This window comes from Jannaschia marina (genome assembly GCF_013404595.1).
Classification (GTDB): Bacteria; Pseudomonadota; Alphaproteobacteria; order Rhodobacterales; family Rhodobacteraceae; genus Jannaschia; species Jannaschia marina.
Genome location: NZ_JABVAX010000002.1, coordinates 82,870 through 98,402, shown reverse-complemented (window position 1 = coordinate 98,402; position 15,533 = coordinate 82,870). Strand labels below are relative to the sequence as shown.

Here is a 15,533-nt window from a genome sequence, read left to right as displayed (position 1 = left end):
GTCCATCCCCCAGACCACCGATGCTCTAACATCCGCCCGGATCGTCCCCCAGCCCGGCAAGCACGCGCGCCCCGTCCTTTGCCGGCATTGACAATTCGGCGACCGGGCCCACATGGTCCGCGGCCCATGGGGTCGGGCCTGTTTTTACGCCACCGCCCCCTCGGAACGATCAAGATTTGAGGTCTCCATTCATGCCCGTCGTCGTCGTCGAATCCCCGGCCAAAGCCAAGACAATCAACGGCTACCTCGGCAAGGACTACACCGTCCTCGCAAGCTACGGGCACGTCCGCGACCTCGTCGGCAAGGACGGCTCCGTCGACACCGAGGGCTCCTGGGACATGACCTGGGAAGTGCCCGCCGATAGCAAGAAGCGCATCAAGGACATCGCCGACGCGCTGGCCGACGATCCGAACCTCATCCTCGCCACCGACCCCGACCGCGAGGGGGAGGCGATCTCCTGGCACCTGCAGGAGGCGCTGCTCAACCGTCGCGGCATCAAGAAAGACATGCCGGTCCGCCGCGTGGCCTTCAACGCGATCACCAAGAAGGCCGTGCAGGACGCGATCGCCAACCCGCGCGACATCGACACCCCGCTCGTCCATGCCTATCTGGCGCGCCGGGCGCTCGACTATCTGGTGGGCTTCAACCTCAGCCCCGTCCTCTGGCGCAAGCTGCCGGGGTCGAAATCGGCGGGGCGGGTGCAGTCCGTATGCCTGCGGCTGGTGGTGGACCGCGAGATGGAGATCGAGGCTTTCGATCCGCGCGAATACTGGTCGGTGCGCGCAACGCTCGAGACGCCGCGGGGGCAACGCTTCGAGGCCCGGCTCGTCACGCTCGCCGGCAAGAAGCTCGACCGGTTCGATCTCTCGGATGCCACGCAGGCGGAGCTGGCCGTGCAGGCCGTCGAGAGCCGCGACCTGACCGTTCACGCGGTCGAGGCCAAGCCCGCGACCCGCAACCCGAGCCCCCCCTTCATGACCTCGACCCTCCAGCAGGAGGCGAGCCGCAAGTTCGGCATGGGGGCCAAGGCCTGCATGTCGACGGCGCAGCGGCTCTACGAGGCCGGGCACATCACCTACATGCGCACCGACGGCATCGACATGGCCCCCGAGGCCGTGGCCGACGCGCGCGCCGCCATCGCGGATCGCTACGGCAAGGACTACGTCCCCGCGGAGGCGAGGGTCTACAAGAACAAGGCGAAGAACGCTCAGGAAGCGCACGAGTGCATCCGCCCGACCGAGATGTCGAAGGCCCCCGACGACCTGCGGCTCGAGAAGGACCAGAAGCAACTCTACGACCTGATCTGGAAGCGCACGCTGGCGAGCCAGATGGCCGCCGCCAAGCTGGAGCGCACGACCGTCACGATCCGGGACCGAGAGGGCCAGGTGGAGCTGCGCGCGACCGGGCAGGTCGTGGCCTTCGACGGCTTCATGAAGGTCTACACCGAGGGGCGCGACGACGACGCCCCCGCGACCGACGACGACAAGCGCCTGCCCGCCATCCACGAGGGTGACGCGGCGAAGAAGGTCGCGGCCTACGAGGGCGAGACCTCCGACAACAAGCTGATCAAGGCCCCGTCGAACGCGGTGCTGGGCCAGCAGCACTTCACGCAGCCGCCGCCGCGGTACACCGAGGCGACGCTTGTGAAGAAGATGGAGGAGCTCGGCATCGGCCGACCCTCGACCTACGCCAGCATCCTCTCGACGATCCAGGATCGCGGCTACGTCCGGAAGGAGGGCAATCGCCTCTTCCCCGAGGATCAGGGCCGCCTCGTCACCGCGTTCCTCGCCAACTACTTCCGCCGCTACGTCAGCTACGATTTCACTGCCGGACTGGAGGAGGAGCTCGACGACGTCAGCGCGGGCGACAAGAACTACAAGGATGTGCTCGACCGCTTCTGGCGCGACTTCTCGGCCGCCGTGGGCGAGACGTCGGAGCTGCGCATCACCGACGTGCTCGAGAAGATCAACGAGGTTCTGAGCCCCCACATCTTCCCCGATCAGGGCGACGGCCGCGACCCGCGCCTCTGCCCCCGTTGCGAGGAGGGCCGCCTGTCGATGCGCACGGCCCGCGCGGGCGGGGCCTTCATCGGCTGCTCGCGCTACCCCGAGTGCAAGTACACCCGCCCCTTCGGCCCGCCGGGCATGGAGGGCGAGGCGCAGGCCGACGAGAGGATGCTGGGAGTCGAGCCCGAGAGCGGCCTCGAGGTCTGGCTGAAGGCGGGGCGCTTCGGCCCCTACGTCCAGCTGGGCGAGAAGACCGAGGAAAACCCGAAGCCGAAGCGGTCGAGCCTGCCCAAGAGCTGGTCGCCCGACATCGTGGATTTCGACCGCGGGATGCAGCTTCTGTCCTTGCCCCGGCAGGTGGGCCTGCACCCCGAGGACAGTCAGCCGATCGAGACCAACCTCGGCCGGTATGGCCCCTATGTCATGCACAAGCGGCCCGACGACGCGAAGCCGGTCTATGCCAACCTGCCCGACGAGGAGGAAGTCTTCACGATCGGCATGAACCGCGCCGTCGAGGTGCTGGCCGAGAAGCGGGCCAACCCGCGCGGCGGCGGACGGCAGGCGGCGAAGGTGCTGCGCGAACTGGGCGAGCATCCGGAACAGGGCGGCGCGATGAACGTCATGGAGGGCCGCTACGGCCCCTACATCAAGTGGGACAAGGTGAACGCGACCTTGCCGAAGGATGTGGCACCGGACGACCTGACCGTCGCGCAGGCCATCGAGCTGGTGGATGCGAAGGCCGCCAAGAAAGGTACGCGCAAGAAAGCCGCGCCCAAAAAGAAGCCGGCCGCCAAGAAGACGACGACGCGCAAGACCGCCGCCAAGAAGTCCACCGCCTCCGAATGACGGAGGGGCCGGTCCCGCAGATCCACCCGGGGTTTCCCGAGGATCAGCGGGCCGTGGCGGCCGCGCTCTACTGGCAGGCCTTCGAGACGAAACTGGGCCCCGTGCTCGGACCGGCACCGCGGGGGCAGGCCTTCCTGGTCGACATTCTCGACCCCCGCTTCGCCATCTCGGCTTTGCACGACGGGCGGCTTCTGGGAATCGCCGGCTTCAAGACGGCGGACGGTGCCCTGACGGGTGGCGGATGGCCCGAGATCGCGCGCCACTACGGAACATTCGGCGCAGCCTGGCGCGCCGCCCTTCTTTCGCTGATCGAACGGGACGTCGAGGCCGGCATCCTCTTGATGGACGGCATCTGCGTCGCGCCCGCCGCACGGGGGCTCGGCCTCGGCACGCAGCTTCTGCGCGCGGTGAGGAGCGAGGCGGGACGACGTGGTCTGGGCCGGGTGCGCCTCGACGTGATCGACGGCAACCCCCGCGCACGCGCCCTCTACCTGCGCGAGGGGTTCGTGCCGGTGGGCACGCGGCGGATGGGGCCGCTCGGCGCGATCTTCGGCTTCCGACATGCCGAGCGGATGGAGGCCCCGGCGACGTGAAGATGTTCTCCGCCGTTCTCCGCGACGGGCACCTGAGCGCCGACGATGTACCCGCCCTGCCGTGGTGGAGCTTCACCAAGACGCTGATCGCCGCCCTGACGGTACGGTCGGCGGCACGCGGACAGCTCGATCTGGACGCCCCCTGCAAAGGGCACGCTTGGACGCTGCGCGACCTGCTGCAACACCGCGCCGGGCTTGGCGACTACGGGCCGATGCCGCGCTACAAGGCAGCCGTCGCTGCGGGCGAGGCGCCCTGGACGGACGCCGAGTTTCTGCGCGCCGTGCCGCTCGACGCCCTCATGAGTCCGCCGCGTGAGTCGTTCCGCTATTCGAACATCGGCTACCTGCTCGTCGTGCAGGCGCTAGAGGCCGCGACGGGGCACAGCCTCGAAACACTACTCCGGGAGATGACGGCACCGCTCGGCCTCTCCTCCGTCCACATCGCCCGGATGCCGTCGGATTTCGCGGACCTGCCGTTTCCCTCCGGCGGCTACCATCCCGGCTGGGTCGCCCATCGCTGCGCCATGGGCACCCCGGCCGACGCCGTGCGCCTTCTGCGCGCGATCCTCGACGATCCCACGCTCGGCGAGATGCAGGCCGCGGTCCCTCTCGGCGGTACGATCGCCGGCCGGCCCTGGACGGAAACGGGCTACGGCCTCGGGATGATGATCGGCCGCGTCGGCACCGCAGGCCGCGCGATCGGTCATTCGGGCGGCGGGGCCTTCTCGGCGAACGCCGTCTATGCCCTTCCCGATTGCCCCGGCAACCCGGTGGTGGCGACCTTCGTTGCCGGCGGGGACGAGGCCCCTGCGGAAACGGCTGCCGTCGCCCTCGCTTGCGCGGGTTGAAAACCGCGGCGGCGCGCGCGACATGGACCTCGATGGAGGAACCCGCCCATGCCCGACACCATCCCGCCCCTCAGCCCCCGGCCCGAGGTGCTCGCCTACTTCGAGACCCGGCGCTCGCGACCCGGCAAGACGCTGCGCGCGCCCGGGCCCGACCGCGACACGCTGGCTCCCCTCCTCGAGACCGCACTGCGCGTGCCGGACCACGGCAAGCTGGAACCCTGGCGGCTCATGGTGCTCGAGGGCGCGGCGCTCGCGCGACTGGCGGAGGTCACGGAACGACTCGGAACGGCGCAGGGCCGCGACGCGGAGAAACTCGCCAAGGCCCGCGCGATGTTCGCCGACGCCCCGCTCGTGGTCGCCGTGGTGGCGAACCCGAAAGCATCTGACAAGATCCCCGAGGTGGAGCAGACATTGTCCGTCGGCGCGCTCTGCTTCGGTCTGGTGTCGGTCGCGCAGGCAGCCGGCTGGGGCGCAAACTGGCTTTCGGGCTGGATGGCGACCGACCGCGCCTGGCTCACCGAAGCACTGCAACTCGCACCCACCGAATGGGTGGCCGGCTTCGTCGTGATCGGCACCGAGAGCGCCGTGCCGCCCGAGCGGCCGCGTCCGGACGTCGCCGCGCTGACCGAATGGATCAGCGAATGATCGACGACGCGCTCAAGGCCCTAAATCAGCTCGGCGATCCCCGCTTTCGCGGCGTGCTGCTGCGGGGCGTGGGGCTGTCGCTGGCGCTGCTCATCGGCTTTTCCGCCCTGATCATCTGGGGCGCGACCGCGCTCGTCGGCCCCTCGGTCACTCTGCCCTTCGTGGGCGAAGTCACCTGGCTCGACAACGCCGCCGGCTGGGCGGCCGTCCCCTTCACGCTGATCGCGTCGGTCTTCCTGATGGTGCCGGTCGCCTCGGCCTTCACCGGGCTGTTCCTCGACCGGATCGTCGACGCGGTGGAGGACAGGCACTACCCGGGCCTGCCGCCCGCACGCCGGCAAGGCTTGGTCGAGATGTTGAGCGAGAGTGCAGGCTTTCTCGGTCTCGTCGTACTCGTCAACCTGCTGGCGCTCGTCGCCTACCTGTTGCTGGCACCCTTCGCGCTCTTCATCTTCTGGGGCGTGAACGGGTTTCTTCTGGGCCGCGAATACGCGCAGATGGTGGCCCTGCGCCGGATGGACCGCGCCGCCGCGCAGGCATTCCGTGCGCGTCACCGGGGCGCGATCTGGGCCATGGGCGTGCTGATGGCGATTCCGCTCTCTGTGCCGCTACTGAACCTGCTCGTCCCGGTTCTCGGGACGGCCAGCTTCGCGCATCTCTTCCACCGGCTGAACCGGCAGGTCTGACGTGTCAGGCCCCCGGCACCTCGCGCCCGGTGAAGCGCCGCAGATCGTCGATCGTGAGGTTGCCCGAGGTGATAAACCAGATGAGCGGGACCCAGAGGACGAGCGTGATCGCCGTGGCCCAGGCCATGCGCCGCCAGACCCCGATCGGGTGGGCGGGCGTCGACGCATGGGTCCCCGGCGCGACCTCCCCCTCGTCGCCCTGCGTCCGTTGACCGATCTGGAGCCCGATCAGGAAGACCATGGCCCAGATCATCATGAAGACGACGATGGCGGAGAAGATGCTCATCAGACCTGTTCCAGCTCGACCAGCGTGCCGGTGAAATCCTTCGGATGCAGGAAGAGCACGGGCTTGCCGTGGGCCCCGATCTTCGGCTCGCCGCTGCCCAGCACCCGCGCGCCGCTCTCCATCAGCTGGTCACGGGCGGCGAGGATGTCCTCCACCTCGTAGCAGATGTGGTGGATGCCGCCCGAGGGGTTCTTGTCGAGGAACCCCTGGATCGGGCTGCCGTCGCCCAGCGGATGCAGAAGTTCAACCTTGGTATTCGGCAATTCGATGAAGGCAACCGTGACACCGTGGTCGGGCTCGTCCTGCGGCGGGTTCACCTTGGCTCCGAGGGTATCGCGGTATTGCGCGGCGGCGGCCTCGAGGTCCGGCACGGCAATGGCCACGTGGTTCAGTCTGCCGATCATGGTCTCTCCCTCCGTTTTGCACCTGCGGCATAGTCGACCTCGACCCGTCCCCGCAAGGCGGAGCGCGATTTGTCGCGCCGCCTTTACCGATCGTTAGGGACTTTGGTCGCACGCTGCTTGAGCAGACGGCAGGAGAGAGAGATGGATGATTCCCTGATGTTGGCCCGCCCCGCGCCCACGCCGCAGCGCCCGCTTCTGGGTCAGACCGTCCTCCTGGTCGAGGACAGCCGCTTCGCCTCCGAGGCCATCCGACTTCTGGCCCTGCGCTCGGGCGCGCGGATCCGGCGGGCCGATTGCATCGCCTCCGCGGAACGTCACCTGCTCACCTATCGCGCCGGCATCGCCATCGTCGACCTGGGCCTGCCCGACGGGTCGGGCCTCGGCCTGCTGGAGCGGCTCGACAGGGCGAACCAGCGACCGCTCGTGCTCCTCGGCACTTCGGGGCAGGAGCCGGCCGCCGCGCGGGAGGCGGCCCTCGGGGCTGGCGCGGACGGCTTTCTTCCAAAACCGATCGAGAGCCTTGCCGCCTTCCAGCAGGCGATCCTGCGCCACATGCCGTCCGAGCTCTGGCCGCGGGGCCTGCGGAGTGTCGGGTCGGAGCGGGTGGAGCCCGACCGCCTCGCCCTCTCGGAGGATCTGATCTATGCCGGTCGGATGCTCGACGACGAGCGTGTCCCCACGCGTTTCGTGGCCGAATTCCTGACGGGCCTCGCCCGCACCGACGGCGACGCGGAGCTTCTTTCGCGCACCGAGGGCCTCGCCGCCCGCACGATCGAGGATCTGCGCCCGGTGCTGCGCGCGCTCATCTCCGAGCGACTGGAAGCACGACGCGTCGTCTGAACCCGTCAGGTGGCCTTTGCCGTCAACTCCGACATCGACTGCCGCTGCACCCCGTCCACGAAGTTCGCCGGATCAAGCCACGCCCGGTGCGCCGCCCTGAGACGCGGCCACTCCCCGTCGAGGATCGAGAACCACGCCGTATCCCGATTGCCGCCTTTCACGACCATATGCTGCCGGAAGATCCCCTCGAACGTGAAGCCGAGGCGCAAGGCCGCGCGTCGGCTCGGCGTGTTCCCGGCGTTGCACTTCCATTCGAGCCTGCGAAAGCCGGCGGCGAAGGCATGGTCGATCATCAAGTGCAGCGCCTCGGTCGCCGCGACCGTCCGTTGCAGCGCGGGCGACAGGGCGATGTTCCCGATCTCGATCACCCCGTGCGTCCGGTCGATCCGCATGAAGGAAGCGACACCGCGCCAGTCGCCGTCGGCCGCGATCGCGTAGAACGCCGGATCGTCCGACGCGGCCGCCTGCGCCGCCCAGTCCAGATAGGCCGCTTCCGACATGAACGGCCCATAGGGCATGTAGGCCCAATGCGCCGCATCCGCGGGGTTCGCCCGATGGAGGGCCGCGCCATGGGCCTCCGGCGACAACCGTTCGAGCCGGGTGTGCCGCCCGTCGAGCGCGGCCGGCGGCGACCAGTCGAGCGGCCGCCACTGCCCGAGGTCTGTCACTTCGGGGCCATCCGGATCGCGCCGTCGAGGCGGATGACTTCGCCGTTGAGCATGGGATTGACCGCGATATGGCCGACGAGCGCTGCGAACTCCGCCGGATTCCCGAGGCGCGAGGGATAGGGCACCTGCGCGCCGAGACTATCCTGCACCTCCTGCGGCAGGCCTTCGAGCATGGGCGTCAAGAAAAGCCCCGGGGCCACGGCCACGACACGAATGCCAAGACGCGCCAGATCGCGCGCCATGGGCAGGGTCATGCCGGCCACGCCCCCCTTGGAGGCCGCATAGGCGACCTGCCCGACCTGCCCCTCGTAGGCGGCGACGGAGGCGGTATTGACGATGACGCCCCGCTCCCCGTCCGGGCCGCGCCCCGCCTGCCCCGCCATGATCGCCGCGGCGGCGGAAGCGCAGTTGAAGGTGCCCGTCAGGTTGATCGCGATGGTCTTGGCGAAGAGCGCCGGGTCATGAGCCCCGTCGCGACCGACGGTCTTGGCCGCCGGCGCGATGCCGGCGCAGTTCACCATCAGGTCGAGCCGGCCCGTTGCGGAAATCTCGCCGAGCACGCGGACGCAGGCGGCCGCATCGGTCACGTCGAGCGCATGGAAACTGCCGCCGATGTCCTCGGCCAGCGCCTGCCCTTTCTCCACGTCGAGATCTAGGATCGCGACCTTGCCGCCGGCCTCCGCCACGTGCCGCGCGGTCGCGGCCCCGAGCCCTCCGGCGCCGCCGGTGATCGCCGCCACGCATCCCTTCAAGTCCATCGCGCCCTCCCTTGCTGTCGGGCGCGACGGTACGCGTTGGCCGGCCTAGCGCAAGTCCGGCGCGGTGATCGACGCGCGGATTTTTGTATCGGTATCATCGCTGTCGGCCGAGATCCCGACGCCCATCAGCACCTCGGGCGCGCCGCCGAAGGCCCGCGCGTAGTCCGCGGCGAGATCCACCCGCTCTCCGTGCTGCCCTGTGCCGGCGGGGCGCAGGACCACCGTCTTCAGGCCCGGCAGATAGGGGCTGTCCTGGATCGTGCCGCGTGCGTCGTCGTCACCCCAGACGTAGACTAGAACCTTCGTGTTCGGGTTGCGCAGAAGCGCGGTTGCCCGGCTCGGATCGGCGGTCGCGGCCGTCGCCGCGTCGGTGAAGGCGAAATAGACGGCCAGGTTGCGGTCGTCGCCGCCCTTGCGTCGCAGGTCGGTCGCCGGCACGCCCTCGGCCACGGCCCAGGTCCAGCTGGCTTGCCGCGCGCCGCGCATCGACTGCGGCACGGCCTTCCACAGAAGCGAGACCGTCCCGTCGGACACGACCTGCAGCGACCCGCCGTTCTGGGCATAGTCGTTGGAGAAGAGACGCAGGAACCCCTGCTCGCGCCAGCTTCCGTCGAAGGAGAGCGGTGCGGCCGTCGCGGGGCCGAGCGACAGGAAAAGGGCGAGGGCGGAGGCGGAGGCCGTTCGGAGATATGTCATGCCCTCCGAGATAACGCCCCGGCAGAGGAACACACCTCAATTGCCCGTGAAACGCTCCACAGAGCCTGTGGAACAGGCGATATCGCCCGCGATTTCTGTGGAGAAGCGAAACTCCGCCCTTTACAGGGAGTCGCGGCCTCTCCACCATATCTGGTGTAGGTGGCCGCAAATCCCCCATAGGGATCGCGCCGCTCACAAGCCCTAGGGCGACAACGGAAGGCGAACCATGCTGCACCAGCGAAACCAGTTCTCCGAAACGGGCGATCTCCATCCGATCGACCTCGTGGAGTCGGTGGCCGAGCTTCACGACTGGGAGTTCGACCGCACCGGCGAGGATCAGATCTCCATGGTGGTCGAGGGGCAATGGCGCAGCTACTCCGTCACGCTCGCCTGGTCCGATGCGGACGAGACGCTACGCCTCGTGTGCTGCTTCGAGATGGAACCGCCGGACGAAAGCCTGCCGCGCCTCTACGAGGTTCTGAACCTCGCCAACGACCAGAGCTGGGTCGGCGGCTTCAGTTACTGGAGCACGCAGAAGATGATGGTCTGGCGCTACGGGCTCGTGTTGTCCGGCGGGGCCTGCGCCCAGGTCGAGCAGATCAACCAGATGGTGGCCGAGGCGATCCTGACCGGGGAGCGCTACTACCCGGCGTTCCAGCTCGTCTGCTGGGGCGGGCGCGATCCGGTCGACGCCATGCAGATCGCCATGGCCGAGGCCTACGGCCACGCCTGACGGCTTGCGCCCGCGGTGCCGGGCCGTAGTCTGGCCCCCGTGACCGAGGGGGACAGGATGGATTTCAGCGAGATCAACGCCCGGGGCATCGTGCTTCTGGGATGCGGCAAGATGGGCGGCGCGATGCTGGCGGGCTGGCTCGATGGCGGGCTCGATCCCGTAGCGGCAACGGTGATCGACCCGAAGCCCTCGGACTGGCTGCGCGGCACGGGTGTTGCACTCAACACCGATCTGCCTGCCGCCCCCGCCGTGACGCTCATCGCGGTGAAGCCGCAGATGATGGGCGAGGCCTTGCCGGCACTGAAAGCCTTGAGTGACACACTCTTCGTCTCCGTTGCCGCCGGCACGCCTATCGCCGCCTTCGAGAGCACCTTCGGCGCGGACGCTCGCATCGTGCGTGCCATGCCCAACACGCCCGCCGCCATCGGCCGGGGGATCACCGCGATCGTGGGCAACGGGGGCGCGACGGCAGCCGACCTGGACCTTGCGGAAGGGTTCCTCTCGGCGGTCGGCACGGTCGTGCGGCTCGAGGGCGAGGACCAGATGGACGCGGTCACCGGGCTATCGGGTTCGGGCCCGGCCTATGTCTTCCACCTGATAGAAGCGTTGCGCGACGCCGGCGTGGCGCAGGGGCTGCCCGAGGCGCTGGCGCTCGACCTTGCGCGTGCGACCGTCGCCGGGTCCGGGGCGCTCGCCATGACCGGGGAGGACCCGGGCCAGTTGCGCGTCAACGTCACGAGCCCGAACGGCACGACACAGGCCGGGCTCGAAGTCCTGATGCCGGAGCTGCCGGATTTGATGGTGCGCACCGTGGCCGCCGCCGCGGACCGGTCGAGGGAGCTGCGCGGATGAGCGGGATCACCTTCGACGACTTCCTGAAGGTCGACATCCGCGTGGGCCGGGTCGTCCGGGCCGAGCCCTATCCCGAGGCGCGCAAGCCGGCGATCAAGATGTGGATCGACTTCGGCGGTGAGATCGGGGAACGCAAGACCTCCGCGCAGGTGACACGGCATTACACGCCGGAAGCGCTGATCGGCCGGCAGGTCGTCGCCGTCGTCAACTTCCCGCCACGCCAGATCGGCACGTTCATGTCCGAAGTCCTCGCCCTCGGACTGCCCGACGCAGACGGCGAGGTCGTCCTGCTTTCCCCGGATCAACCCGTGCCCGAAGGAGGGCGGATGCATTGAAGACACTCCTCGTTTCCCGTGCCCTGCCCGAGATCATCATGCAGGCGCTGGCGGACCATTTCGACGTCACCTGCCGTGACACGACGCAACCGATGGACCTCTCCGAGTGTCGCGACGCGCTCGCCGGCTACGACGTGATCCTGCCGACGCTGGGCGACGCCTTCACCGCCGAAGCCTTCACCGGCGAGATCCGGGCCAGCGGCCTGGCGAACTTTGGCGTCGGCTACAACCACATCGACGTCGACGCCGCCCGCGCCGCCGGACTCGTGGTGACGAACACGCCCGGTGCCGTAACCGATGCCACGGCCGATACCGCGATGACGCTGATCCTGATGACGGCCCGCCGCGCCGGCGAGGGCGAACGCATGGTGCGCGCGGGTGACTGGCGCGGCTGGCACCCGGTGCAGATGCTGGGCCTGCATGTCTCGGGCAAGACCGTGGGCATCATCGGCATGGGCCGGATCGGCCAGGCCATCGCGCGGCGCTGCGCCGCGGGCTTCGGCATGAAGGTCGTCTTCTGGAACCGCTCGCCGAAATCCGTCGACGGTGCGGAGCAGCTTGGCAGCGTCGCAGAGGTCTGCGCGGCGGCAGACGTCGTGGTGACGGCGGTGGCGGCGACGGCAGAGACGCGGCACATCATCGGCGCGGCAGCCCTCGCCGCGATGCGGCCCCACGGCATCCTCGTCAACATCGCCCGCGGCGACGTCGTGGACGAGGCGGCGCTCATCGCCGCGCTCGAAGAGGGGCAGATCGGCGGGGCGGGACTCGACGTCTACGAGCGCGAGCCCGAGGTGCCGGCGGCGCTCCGGGCGATGGAGAACGTGACACTGCTGCCCCATCTCGGGACCGCCGCGCTCGAGGTGCGCGAGGATATGGGGCGCATGGCGATGGAGAATGCGGTCGCGATCGCCGACGGCCGGGAGCCGCCGAACCCGGTGTAGAAGAGCCTTCGCCGAAGGCTCTTCCACGAGTTTTCGACGAAAACTCGGAAAAGGAGCTTTCGCAAAGCTCCTTCAGATGCCGTCGATGCAGACGTATTTGGTCTCCAGATAGTCTTCCAGCCCCTGCGACCCGCCTTCCTTGCCGAGCCCGCTTTCCTTCACGCCGCCGAAGGGTGCCTCGACGGTCGTGATGAGGCCCGAGTTGATGCCAATCATCCCGTAGGCCAGCCCCTCGTTGAGCCGGAACGCCCGCGCGAGGTCGGAGGTATAGGCATAGCAGGCAAGGCCGTAGACCGTGTCGTTCGCCATGGCGATCGCCTCCTCCTCGGTCTCGAACTTGAAGACCGGGGCGAGGGGGCCGAAGATCTCCTCGGTGGCGAACTTCATCGCCTGCGTCGCGCCGGTCATGATCGTCGGCTCGAAGAAGGTGCCGCCGTTGCCGTGCCGCCCTCCACCGGTGACGATCTCGCCGCCCTTCTCCTTCGCGTCCGCGACGAATTCCTCGACCTTCTCGACCGCATCCATGTCGATCATGGGCCCCTGCTCGACCCCGTCCTCGCGCCCGTCGCCCACCTTCAGCGCCTCGGTCTTCTCCTTGAGCCGGGCCACGAAGGCGTCGTGAATACCCGACTGCACGTAGATACGGTTCGCACAGACGCAGGTCTGGCCCGCGTTGCGGAACTTCGAGACCATCGCGCCCTCGACCGCCTTTTCCAGATCGGCGTCGTCGAAGACGACGAAGGGCGCGTTGCCGCCCAGCTCCATCGACACCTTCTTGACCGTATCGGCCGAGCCGCGGATGAGTTCCTTGCCGACTTCGGTAGAGCCGGTGAAGGTGATCTTGCGCACGGCCGCGCTCTCCATCATCGCCTTGGAGATCTCGCGGGCCGATCCGGTGACGACGTTCATCACCCCCTTCGGGTAGCCCACTTCTTCACACAGCGCGCCCCAGGCGAGGCCGGAATAGGGCGTCGCCGTCGCGGGCTTCGCGACCACGGTACAGCCGACGGCGAGCGCCGGCGCGACCTTGCGGGCGAGCATGGACGACGGGAAGTTCCAGGGCGTGATCATGCCGACGACGCCGATGGCGTGCTTCGTCACGAGGATGCGCCGGCCGTTCACGCCGGCGGGCACGATCTCGCCCTTCGCGCGCCGCGCCTCCTCGGCGAACCAGCGGACGTATTGCGCGCCGATCGCTATCTCGCCCATCGATTCCGCCATGGGCTTGCCCATCTCTACGGTCAGAAGCTCGGCCAGGTCCTTCTGGTTGTCCATCAGCGCATCGTGCAGCTTCCAGAGCAGGTTGCAGCGCTCCATCAGCGACATGTCGCGGAAGCCGGGGAAGGCCTCGGTCGCGGCGGCGATGGCGCGGTCCGTCTCGGCGGTGCCGCCCTTCGGGATGGTGCCGATAACGCTCCCGTCGGCGGGGTTCGTCACGTCGATGGTCGCGCCACCATCGGCCCCGACCCACGCGCCGCCGATGAGGTTCGCCTCTTTCATCCAGTCCTGAAACGCCATGTCCTATCCTTTCGTGAAGGTGAAGGTCGTCACCTGTTCGTATGTCTCGCCCGGCCGCAGGACGCAGTCGGGGAAATCCGTGTGATTGGGCGCGTCGGGCCAGCATTGCGGCTCGAGCGCGACGCCCGCGTGTGCGCCGTAGCGGCGGCCGTCGAGGCCCGGAACCGACGTCGCGAGTTTCGCGCCGTCGTAGACCTGCAGCCCCGGCTCGGTCGTCGCGACGGTCATCGACAGCCCCCGCGCCCGCAGGACCGCGACGTCGCGCAGCGGCTCCTGCGCGTCGCCGAGGCAGAGGTTGTGATCGAGCAGCCCCTCACCCGGAAGCATCCTCCCGGCACGGAAGTCGAAGGCCGTGCCTGCGACATCGGCGACGCCCGTCGGGATGAGCCCCTCGTCGACCGGCAGGTAACGGTCGGCCTTCACCGTGAGGCTATGGCCGGAGACGTCCGCAGTGCCGTCGAGGTTCCAGTAGCTGTGATGGGCAAGGTTCACGATGGTCGGCGCGTCGCAAGTGGCAGTGTACTCCACCCGCAGCGTCGGCCCGGCCCCGCAGGCGAACCGCGCCTCGATCCGCATCGCGCCGGGATAGCCCATCTCGCCGTCGGCGAGGTCGAGCGCGAAGGTGATCGTCGCCGCCTCGTGCCGCGCAACCGACCAGACGCGCTTGCCCGTGCCCTTCGATCCGCCGTGGAGGGAATGGCGGTCCTGAAAGTTCGGGTCGAGCCGGTTTTCCATCCCGTCGAGTGTGAACCGCGCCTCCGCGATCCGGTTGGCAAAGCGGCCCGCCGTTGCCCCCATGTAGCTCGAATGACCGGCTGCATAATCCTCGAGGCGGTCGAGCCCCAGCACCAGCGGATGCGCCATCCCGTCGAGCCGCAGGTCGACGAGCGCCGCGCCCCATTCGGTGAAGGTCGCCGTCAGCCCGTGGCCGGCGATCGCGTAGCGGTTGAGATCCATGGTCCGCACCTAGTCCAGACCGAGATGGGCGGCCACCCGGCGCGCCGTCATTTCCGACACGCGGGCGTTGGCCTCGGCCGTGACGCCGCCGATATGGGGGGTCAGGATGAGGTTCGGGACATCCTTGAAAGGGTGGTCCGCCCCGAGCGGCTCGGTCTCGAAGGTGTCGAGCGCGGCCCCGGCGAGGTGACCGGAGCGAAGCGCCTCGGCCAGTGCCGCCTCATCGACCACGCCACCCCGCGCCGCGTTGACGAGCACGGCCCCGGGCTTCATGCGCGACAGCACCTCGGCGTCGATCATGCCCCGCGTTTCTTCGGTCAGGGGGACATGCAGCGTCACGACGTCCGATTGGGTCAGCACTTCCTCCTCCGTGCCTTCCATCGCGCCGGGGAAGTCGTCGGCGTAGGGGTCGGAGGCAAGGCAGGACATGCCGAGCGCGCGGGCAAGCTCCGCCGTCTTGCGCGCGATCTCGCCGTAGCCGACGAGGCCCAGCGTCTTGCCAGCGATCTCCCGCCCTTGCCCGGCCGCCGCGCGCGGCCAGTCGCCCGCCTCCATCGCGGGCCGCATCGTGTAGGCCCCGCGCAAGAGCAGGGCCGCCGTCGTCACGACGTATTCGGCAACCGAGAGCGTGTTGGCCCCTGTCGCCGGGAAGACGGCGATGTCGCGCGCGGCGCAGCCCTCCATGTCGATGTTGTCGAGCCCGACGCCCAGCCGTCCGACGCAGGAGAAGCCCGCATAGAGCAGATCGCCCCGCACCTGCGTCCGGTTGCGCACGATGAGGGCCTGCGCCAGCGTCGCGCGCTCGGCCAGCTCCTCGGGATGATCGGGCAGGTCGGGTTGATAGTGGACCTCGGTGCGCGCGCGCAGCCAGTCGACCCAGGCCTCGTCCATGAATTCGGTGATCAGGATCATGTGGTCTCC

The 15,533-nt window shown here is 68.9% G+C and carries 18 protein-coding genes; 10 read left to right on the top strand and 8 right to left on the bottom strand.

The window, feature by feature from the left end; genetic code table 11:
* The first annotated feature begins 191 nt into the window (after positions 1-191).
* The 5 genes from topA to HSX43_RS04155 are packed head-to-tail and all read left to right on the top strand — an operon-like array spanning position 192 to position 5,624.
* Positions 192-2,852: a type I DNA topoisomerase gene (gene topA / locus HSX43_RS04175; protein ID WP_179378849.1), complete on the top strand. Its 2,661-nt coding sequence runs from the start codon at positions 192-194 to the stop codon at positions 2,850-2,852.
* The gene (locus tag HSX43_RS04170; RefSeq protein ID WP_179378848.1) at positions 2,849-3,445 is read left to right on the top strand and encodes a GNAT family N-acetyltransferase; all 597 of its coding nucleotides are present in this window, start codon (positions 2,849-2,851) and stop codon (positions 3,443-3,445) included. The genes topA and HSX43_RS04170 overlap by 4 nt, the downstream gene beginning before the upstream one ends.
* A gap of 2 nt (positions 3,446-3,447) precedes the next feature.
* Positions 3,448-4,293, top strand: coding sequence for a serine hydrolase domain-containing protein (locus tag HSX43_RS04165; protein WP_235962522.1), 846 nt, complete (start codon positions 3,448-3,450; stop codon positions 4,291-4,293).
* Between the two features lie 48 nt (positions 4,294-4,341).
* A complete protein-coding gene (locus HSX43_RS04160) occupies positions 4,342-4,938 on the top strand; it encodes a nitroreductase family protein (protein ID WP_179378846.1) in 597 nt (198 codons plus the stop codon).
* Entirely contained in the window at positions 4,935-5,624 is a 690-nt protein-coding gene (locus HSX43_RS04155; protein WP_179378845.1) for an EI24 domain-containing protein, read from the top strand. Before HSX43_RS04160 ends, HSX43_RS04155 begins: the two co-directional genes overlap by 4 nt.
* 4 nt (positions 5,625-5,628) lie before the next feature.
* Here the strand turns inward: HSX43_RS04155 and HSX43_RS04150 are convergent, their stop codons facing one another.
* Together HSX43_RS04150 and mce are read right to left on the bottom strand one after the other, a co-directional pair.
* A complete protein-coding gene (locus HSX43_RS04150; RefSeq protein ID WP_179378844.1) occupies positions 5,629-5,910 on the bottom strand; it encodes a DUF1467 family protein in 282 nt (93 codons plus the stop codon).
* Positions 5,910-6,314, bottom strand: coding sequence for a methylmalonyl-CoA epimerase (gene mce / locus HSX43_RS04145; protein ID WP_179378843.1), 405 nt, complete (start codon positions 6,312-6,314; stop codon positions 5,910-5,912). Before mce ends, HSX43_RS04150 begins: the two co-directional genes overlap by 1 nt.
* Before the next feature lie 141 nt (positions 6,315-6,455).
* On the opposite strand from mce, the gene HSX43_RS04140 reads away from it, so the two are divergent.
* Positions 6,456-7,154, top strand: coding sequence for a response regulator (locus HSX43_RS04140; RefSeq protein WP_179378842.1), 699 nt, complete (start codon positions 6,456-6,458; stop codon positions 7,152-7,154).
* 5 nt (positions 7,155-7,159) lie between these two features.
* On the opposite strand, the gene HSX43_RS04135 is transcribed toward HSX43_RS04140, so the two are convergent.
* Genes HSX43_RS04135 through HSX43_RS04125 form a run of 3 tightly spaced genes read right to left on the bottom strand, consistent with a single transcriptional unit; the run spans position 7,160 to position 9,276 of the window.
* The gene (locus tag HSX43_RS04135) at positions 7,160-7,822 is read right to left on the bottom strand and encodes a GNAT family N-acetyltransferase (RefSeq protein ID WP_179378841.1); all 663 of its coding nucleotides are present in this window, start codon (positions 7,820-7,822) and stop codon (positions 7,160-7,162) included.
* Positions 7,819-8,580, bottom strand: coding sequence for an SDR family NAD(P)-dependent oxidoreductase (locus HSX43_RS04130; protein ID WP_179378840.1), 762 nt, complete (start codon positions 8,578-8,580; stop codon positions 7,819-7,821). Before HSX43_RS04130 ends, HSX43_RS04135 begins: the two co-directional genes overlap by 4 nt.
* A 45-nt stretch (positions 8,581-8,625) precedes the next feature.
* Complete coding sequence (locus tag HSX43_RS04125; RefSeq protein WP_179378839.1) at positions 8,626-9,276, bottom strand: DUF3047 domain-containing protein; 651 nt, start codon at positions 9,274-9,276, stop codon at positions 8,626-8,628.
* A gap of 226 nt (positions 9,277-9,502) precedes the next feature.
* On the opposite strand from HSX43_RS04125, the gene HSX43_RS04120 reads away from it, so the two are divergent.
* From HSX43_RS04120 to HSX43_RS04105, 4 genes are read left to right on the top strand one after another with little or no spacing between them, the layout of a single operon-like run.
* Complete coding sequence (locus HSX43_RS04120; protein WP_179378838.1) at positions 9,503-10,009, top strand: type III secretion system chaperone family protein; 507 nt, start codon at positions 9,503-9,505, stop codon at positions 10,007-10,009.
* 57 nt (positions 10,010-10,066) lie between these two features.
* The gene (gene proC, locus HSX43_RS04115; protein WP_179378837.1) at positions 10,067-10,861 is read left to right on the top strand and encodes a pyrroline-5-carboxylate reductase; all 795 of its coding nucleotides are present in this window, start codon (positions 10,067-10,069) and stop codon (positions 10,859-10,861) included.
* Entirely contained in the window at positions 10,858-11,196 is a 339-nt protein-coding gene (locus tag HSX43_RS04110; RefSeq protein WP_179378836.1) for a tRNA-binding protein, read from the top strand. The genes proC and HSX43_RS04110 overlap by 4 nt, the downstream gene beginning before the upstream one ends.
* Positions 11,193-12,137, top strand: coding sequence for a 2-hydroxyacid dehydrogenase (locus HSX43_RS04105; protein ID WP_179378835.1), 945 nt, complete (start codon positions 11,193-11,195; stop codon positions 12,135-12,137). Before HSX43_RS04110 ends, HSX43_RS04105 begins: the two co-directional genes overlap by 4 nt.
* A 72-nt stretch (positions 12,138-12,209) precedes the next feature.
* Here the strand turns inward: HSX43_RS04105 and HSX43_RS04100 are convergent, their stop codons facing one another.
* Genes HSX43_RS04100 through HSX43_RS04090 form a run of 3 tightly spaced genes read right to left on the bottom strand, consistent with a single transcriptional unit; the run spans position 12,210 to position 15,524 of the window.
* Entirely contained in the window at positions 12,210-13,655 is a 1,446-nt protein-coding gene (locus HSX43_RS04100; RefSeq protein ID WP_179378834.1) for an NAD-dependent succinate-semialdehyde dehydrogenase, read from the bottom strand.
* A gap of 3 nt (positions 13,656-13,658) precedes the next feature.
* The gene (locus HSX43_RS04095) at positions 13,659-14,612 is read right to left on the bottom strand and encodes an aldose epimerase family protein (RefSeq protein WP_179378833.1); all 954 of its coding nucleotides are present in this window, start codon (positions 14,610-14,612) and stop codon (positions 13,659-13,661) included.
* Between the two features lie 9 nt (positions 14,613-14,621).
* A complete protein-coding gene (locus HSX43_RS04090) occupies positions 14,622-15,524 on the bottom strand; it encodes a hydroxyacid dehydrogenase (RefSeq protein WP_179378832.1) in 903 nt (300 codons plus the stop codon).
* Positions 15,525-15,533 lie beyond the last annotated feature (9 nt).

Bases quoted from the DNA above. Each gene is read 5' to 3' on its own strand.
- HSX43_RS04090 (WP_179378832.1), bottom strand. From the start codon at position 15,524: ATGATCCTGATCACCGAATTCATGGACGAGGCCTGGGTCGACTGGCTG.
- HSX43_RS04095 (WP_179378833.1), bottom strand. From the start codon at position 14,612: ATGGATCTCAACCGCTACGCGATCGCCGGCCACGGGCTGACGGCGACC.
- HSX43_RS04165 (WP_235962522.1), top strand. From the start codon at position 3,448: ATGTTCTCCGCCGTTCTCCGCGACGGGCACCTGAGCGCCGACGATGTA.
- HSX43_RS04110 (WP_179378836.1), top strand. From the start codon at position 10,858: ATGAGCGGGATCACCTTCGACGACTTCCTGAAGGTCGACATCCGCGTG.
- HSX43_RS04150 (WP_179378844.1), bottom strand. From the start codon at position 5,910: ATGAGCATCTTCTCCGCCATCGTCGTCTTCATGATGATCTGGGCCATG.
- HSX43_RS04130 (WP_179378840.1), bottom strand. From the start codon at position 8,580: ATGGACTTGAAGGGATGCGTGGCGGCGATCACCGGCGGCGCCGGAGGG.
- topA (WP_179378849.1), top strand. From the start codon at position 192: ATGCCCGTCGTCGTCGTCGAATCCCCGGCCAAAGCCAAGACAATCAAC.
- proC (WP_179378837.1), top strand. From the start codon at position 10,067: ATGGATTTCAGCGAGATCAACGCCCGGGGCATCGTGCTTCTGGGATGC.
- HSX43_RS04100 (WP_179378834.1), bottom strand. From the start codon at position 13,655: ATGGCGTTTCAGGACTGGATGAAAGAGGCGAACCTCATCGGCGGCGCG.
- HSX43_RS04160 (WP_179378846.1), top strand. From the start codon at position 4,342: ATGCCCGACACCATCCCGCCCCTCAGCCCCCGGCCCGAGGTGCTCGCC.
- mce (WP_179378843.1), bottom strand. From the start codon at position 6,314: ATGATCGGCAGACTGAACCACGTGGCCATTGCCGTGCCGGACCTCGAG.
- HSX43_RS04170 (WP_179378848.1), top strand. From the start codon at position 2,849: ATGACGGAGGGGCCGGTCCCGCAGATCCACCCGGGGTTTCCCGAGGAT.
- HSX43_RS04155 (WP_179378845.1), top strand. From the start codon at position 4,935: ATGATCGACGACGCGCTCAAGGCCCTAAATCAGCTCGGCGATCCCCGC.
- HSX43_RS04140 (WP_179378842.1), top strand. From the start codon at position 6,456: ATGGATGATTCCCTGATGTTGGCCCGCCCCGCGCCCACGCCGCAGCGC.
- HSX43_RS04125 (WP_179378839.1), bottom strand. From the start codon at position 9,276: ATGACATATCTCCGAACGGCCTCCGCCTCCGCCCTCGCCCTTTTCCTG.
- HSX43_RS04120 (WP_179378838.1), top strand. From the start codon at position 9,503: ATGCTGCACCAGCGAAACCAGTTCTCCGAAACGGGCGATCTCCATCCG.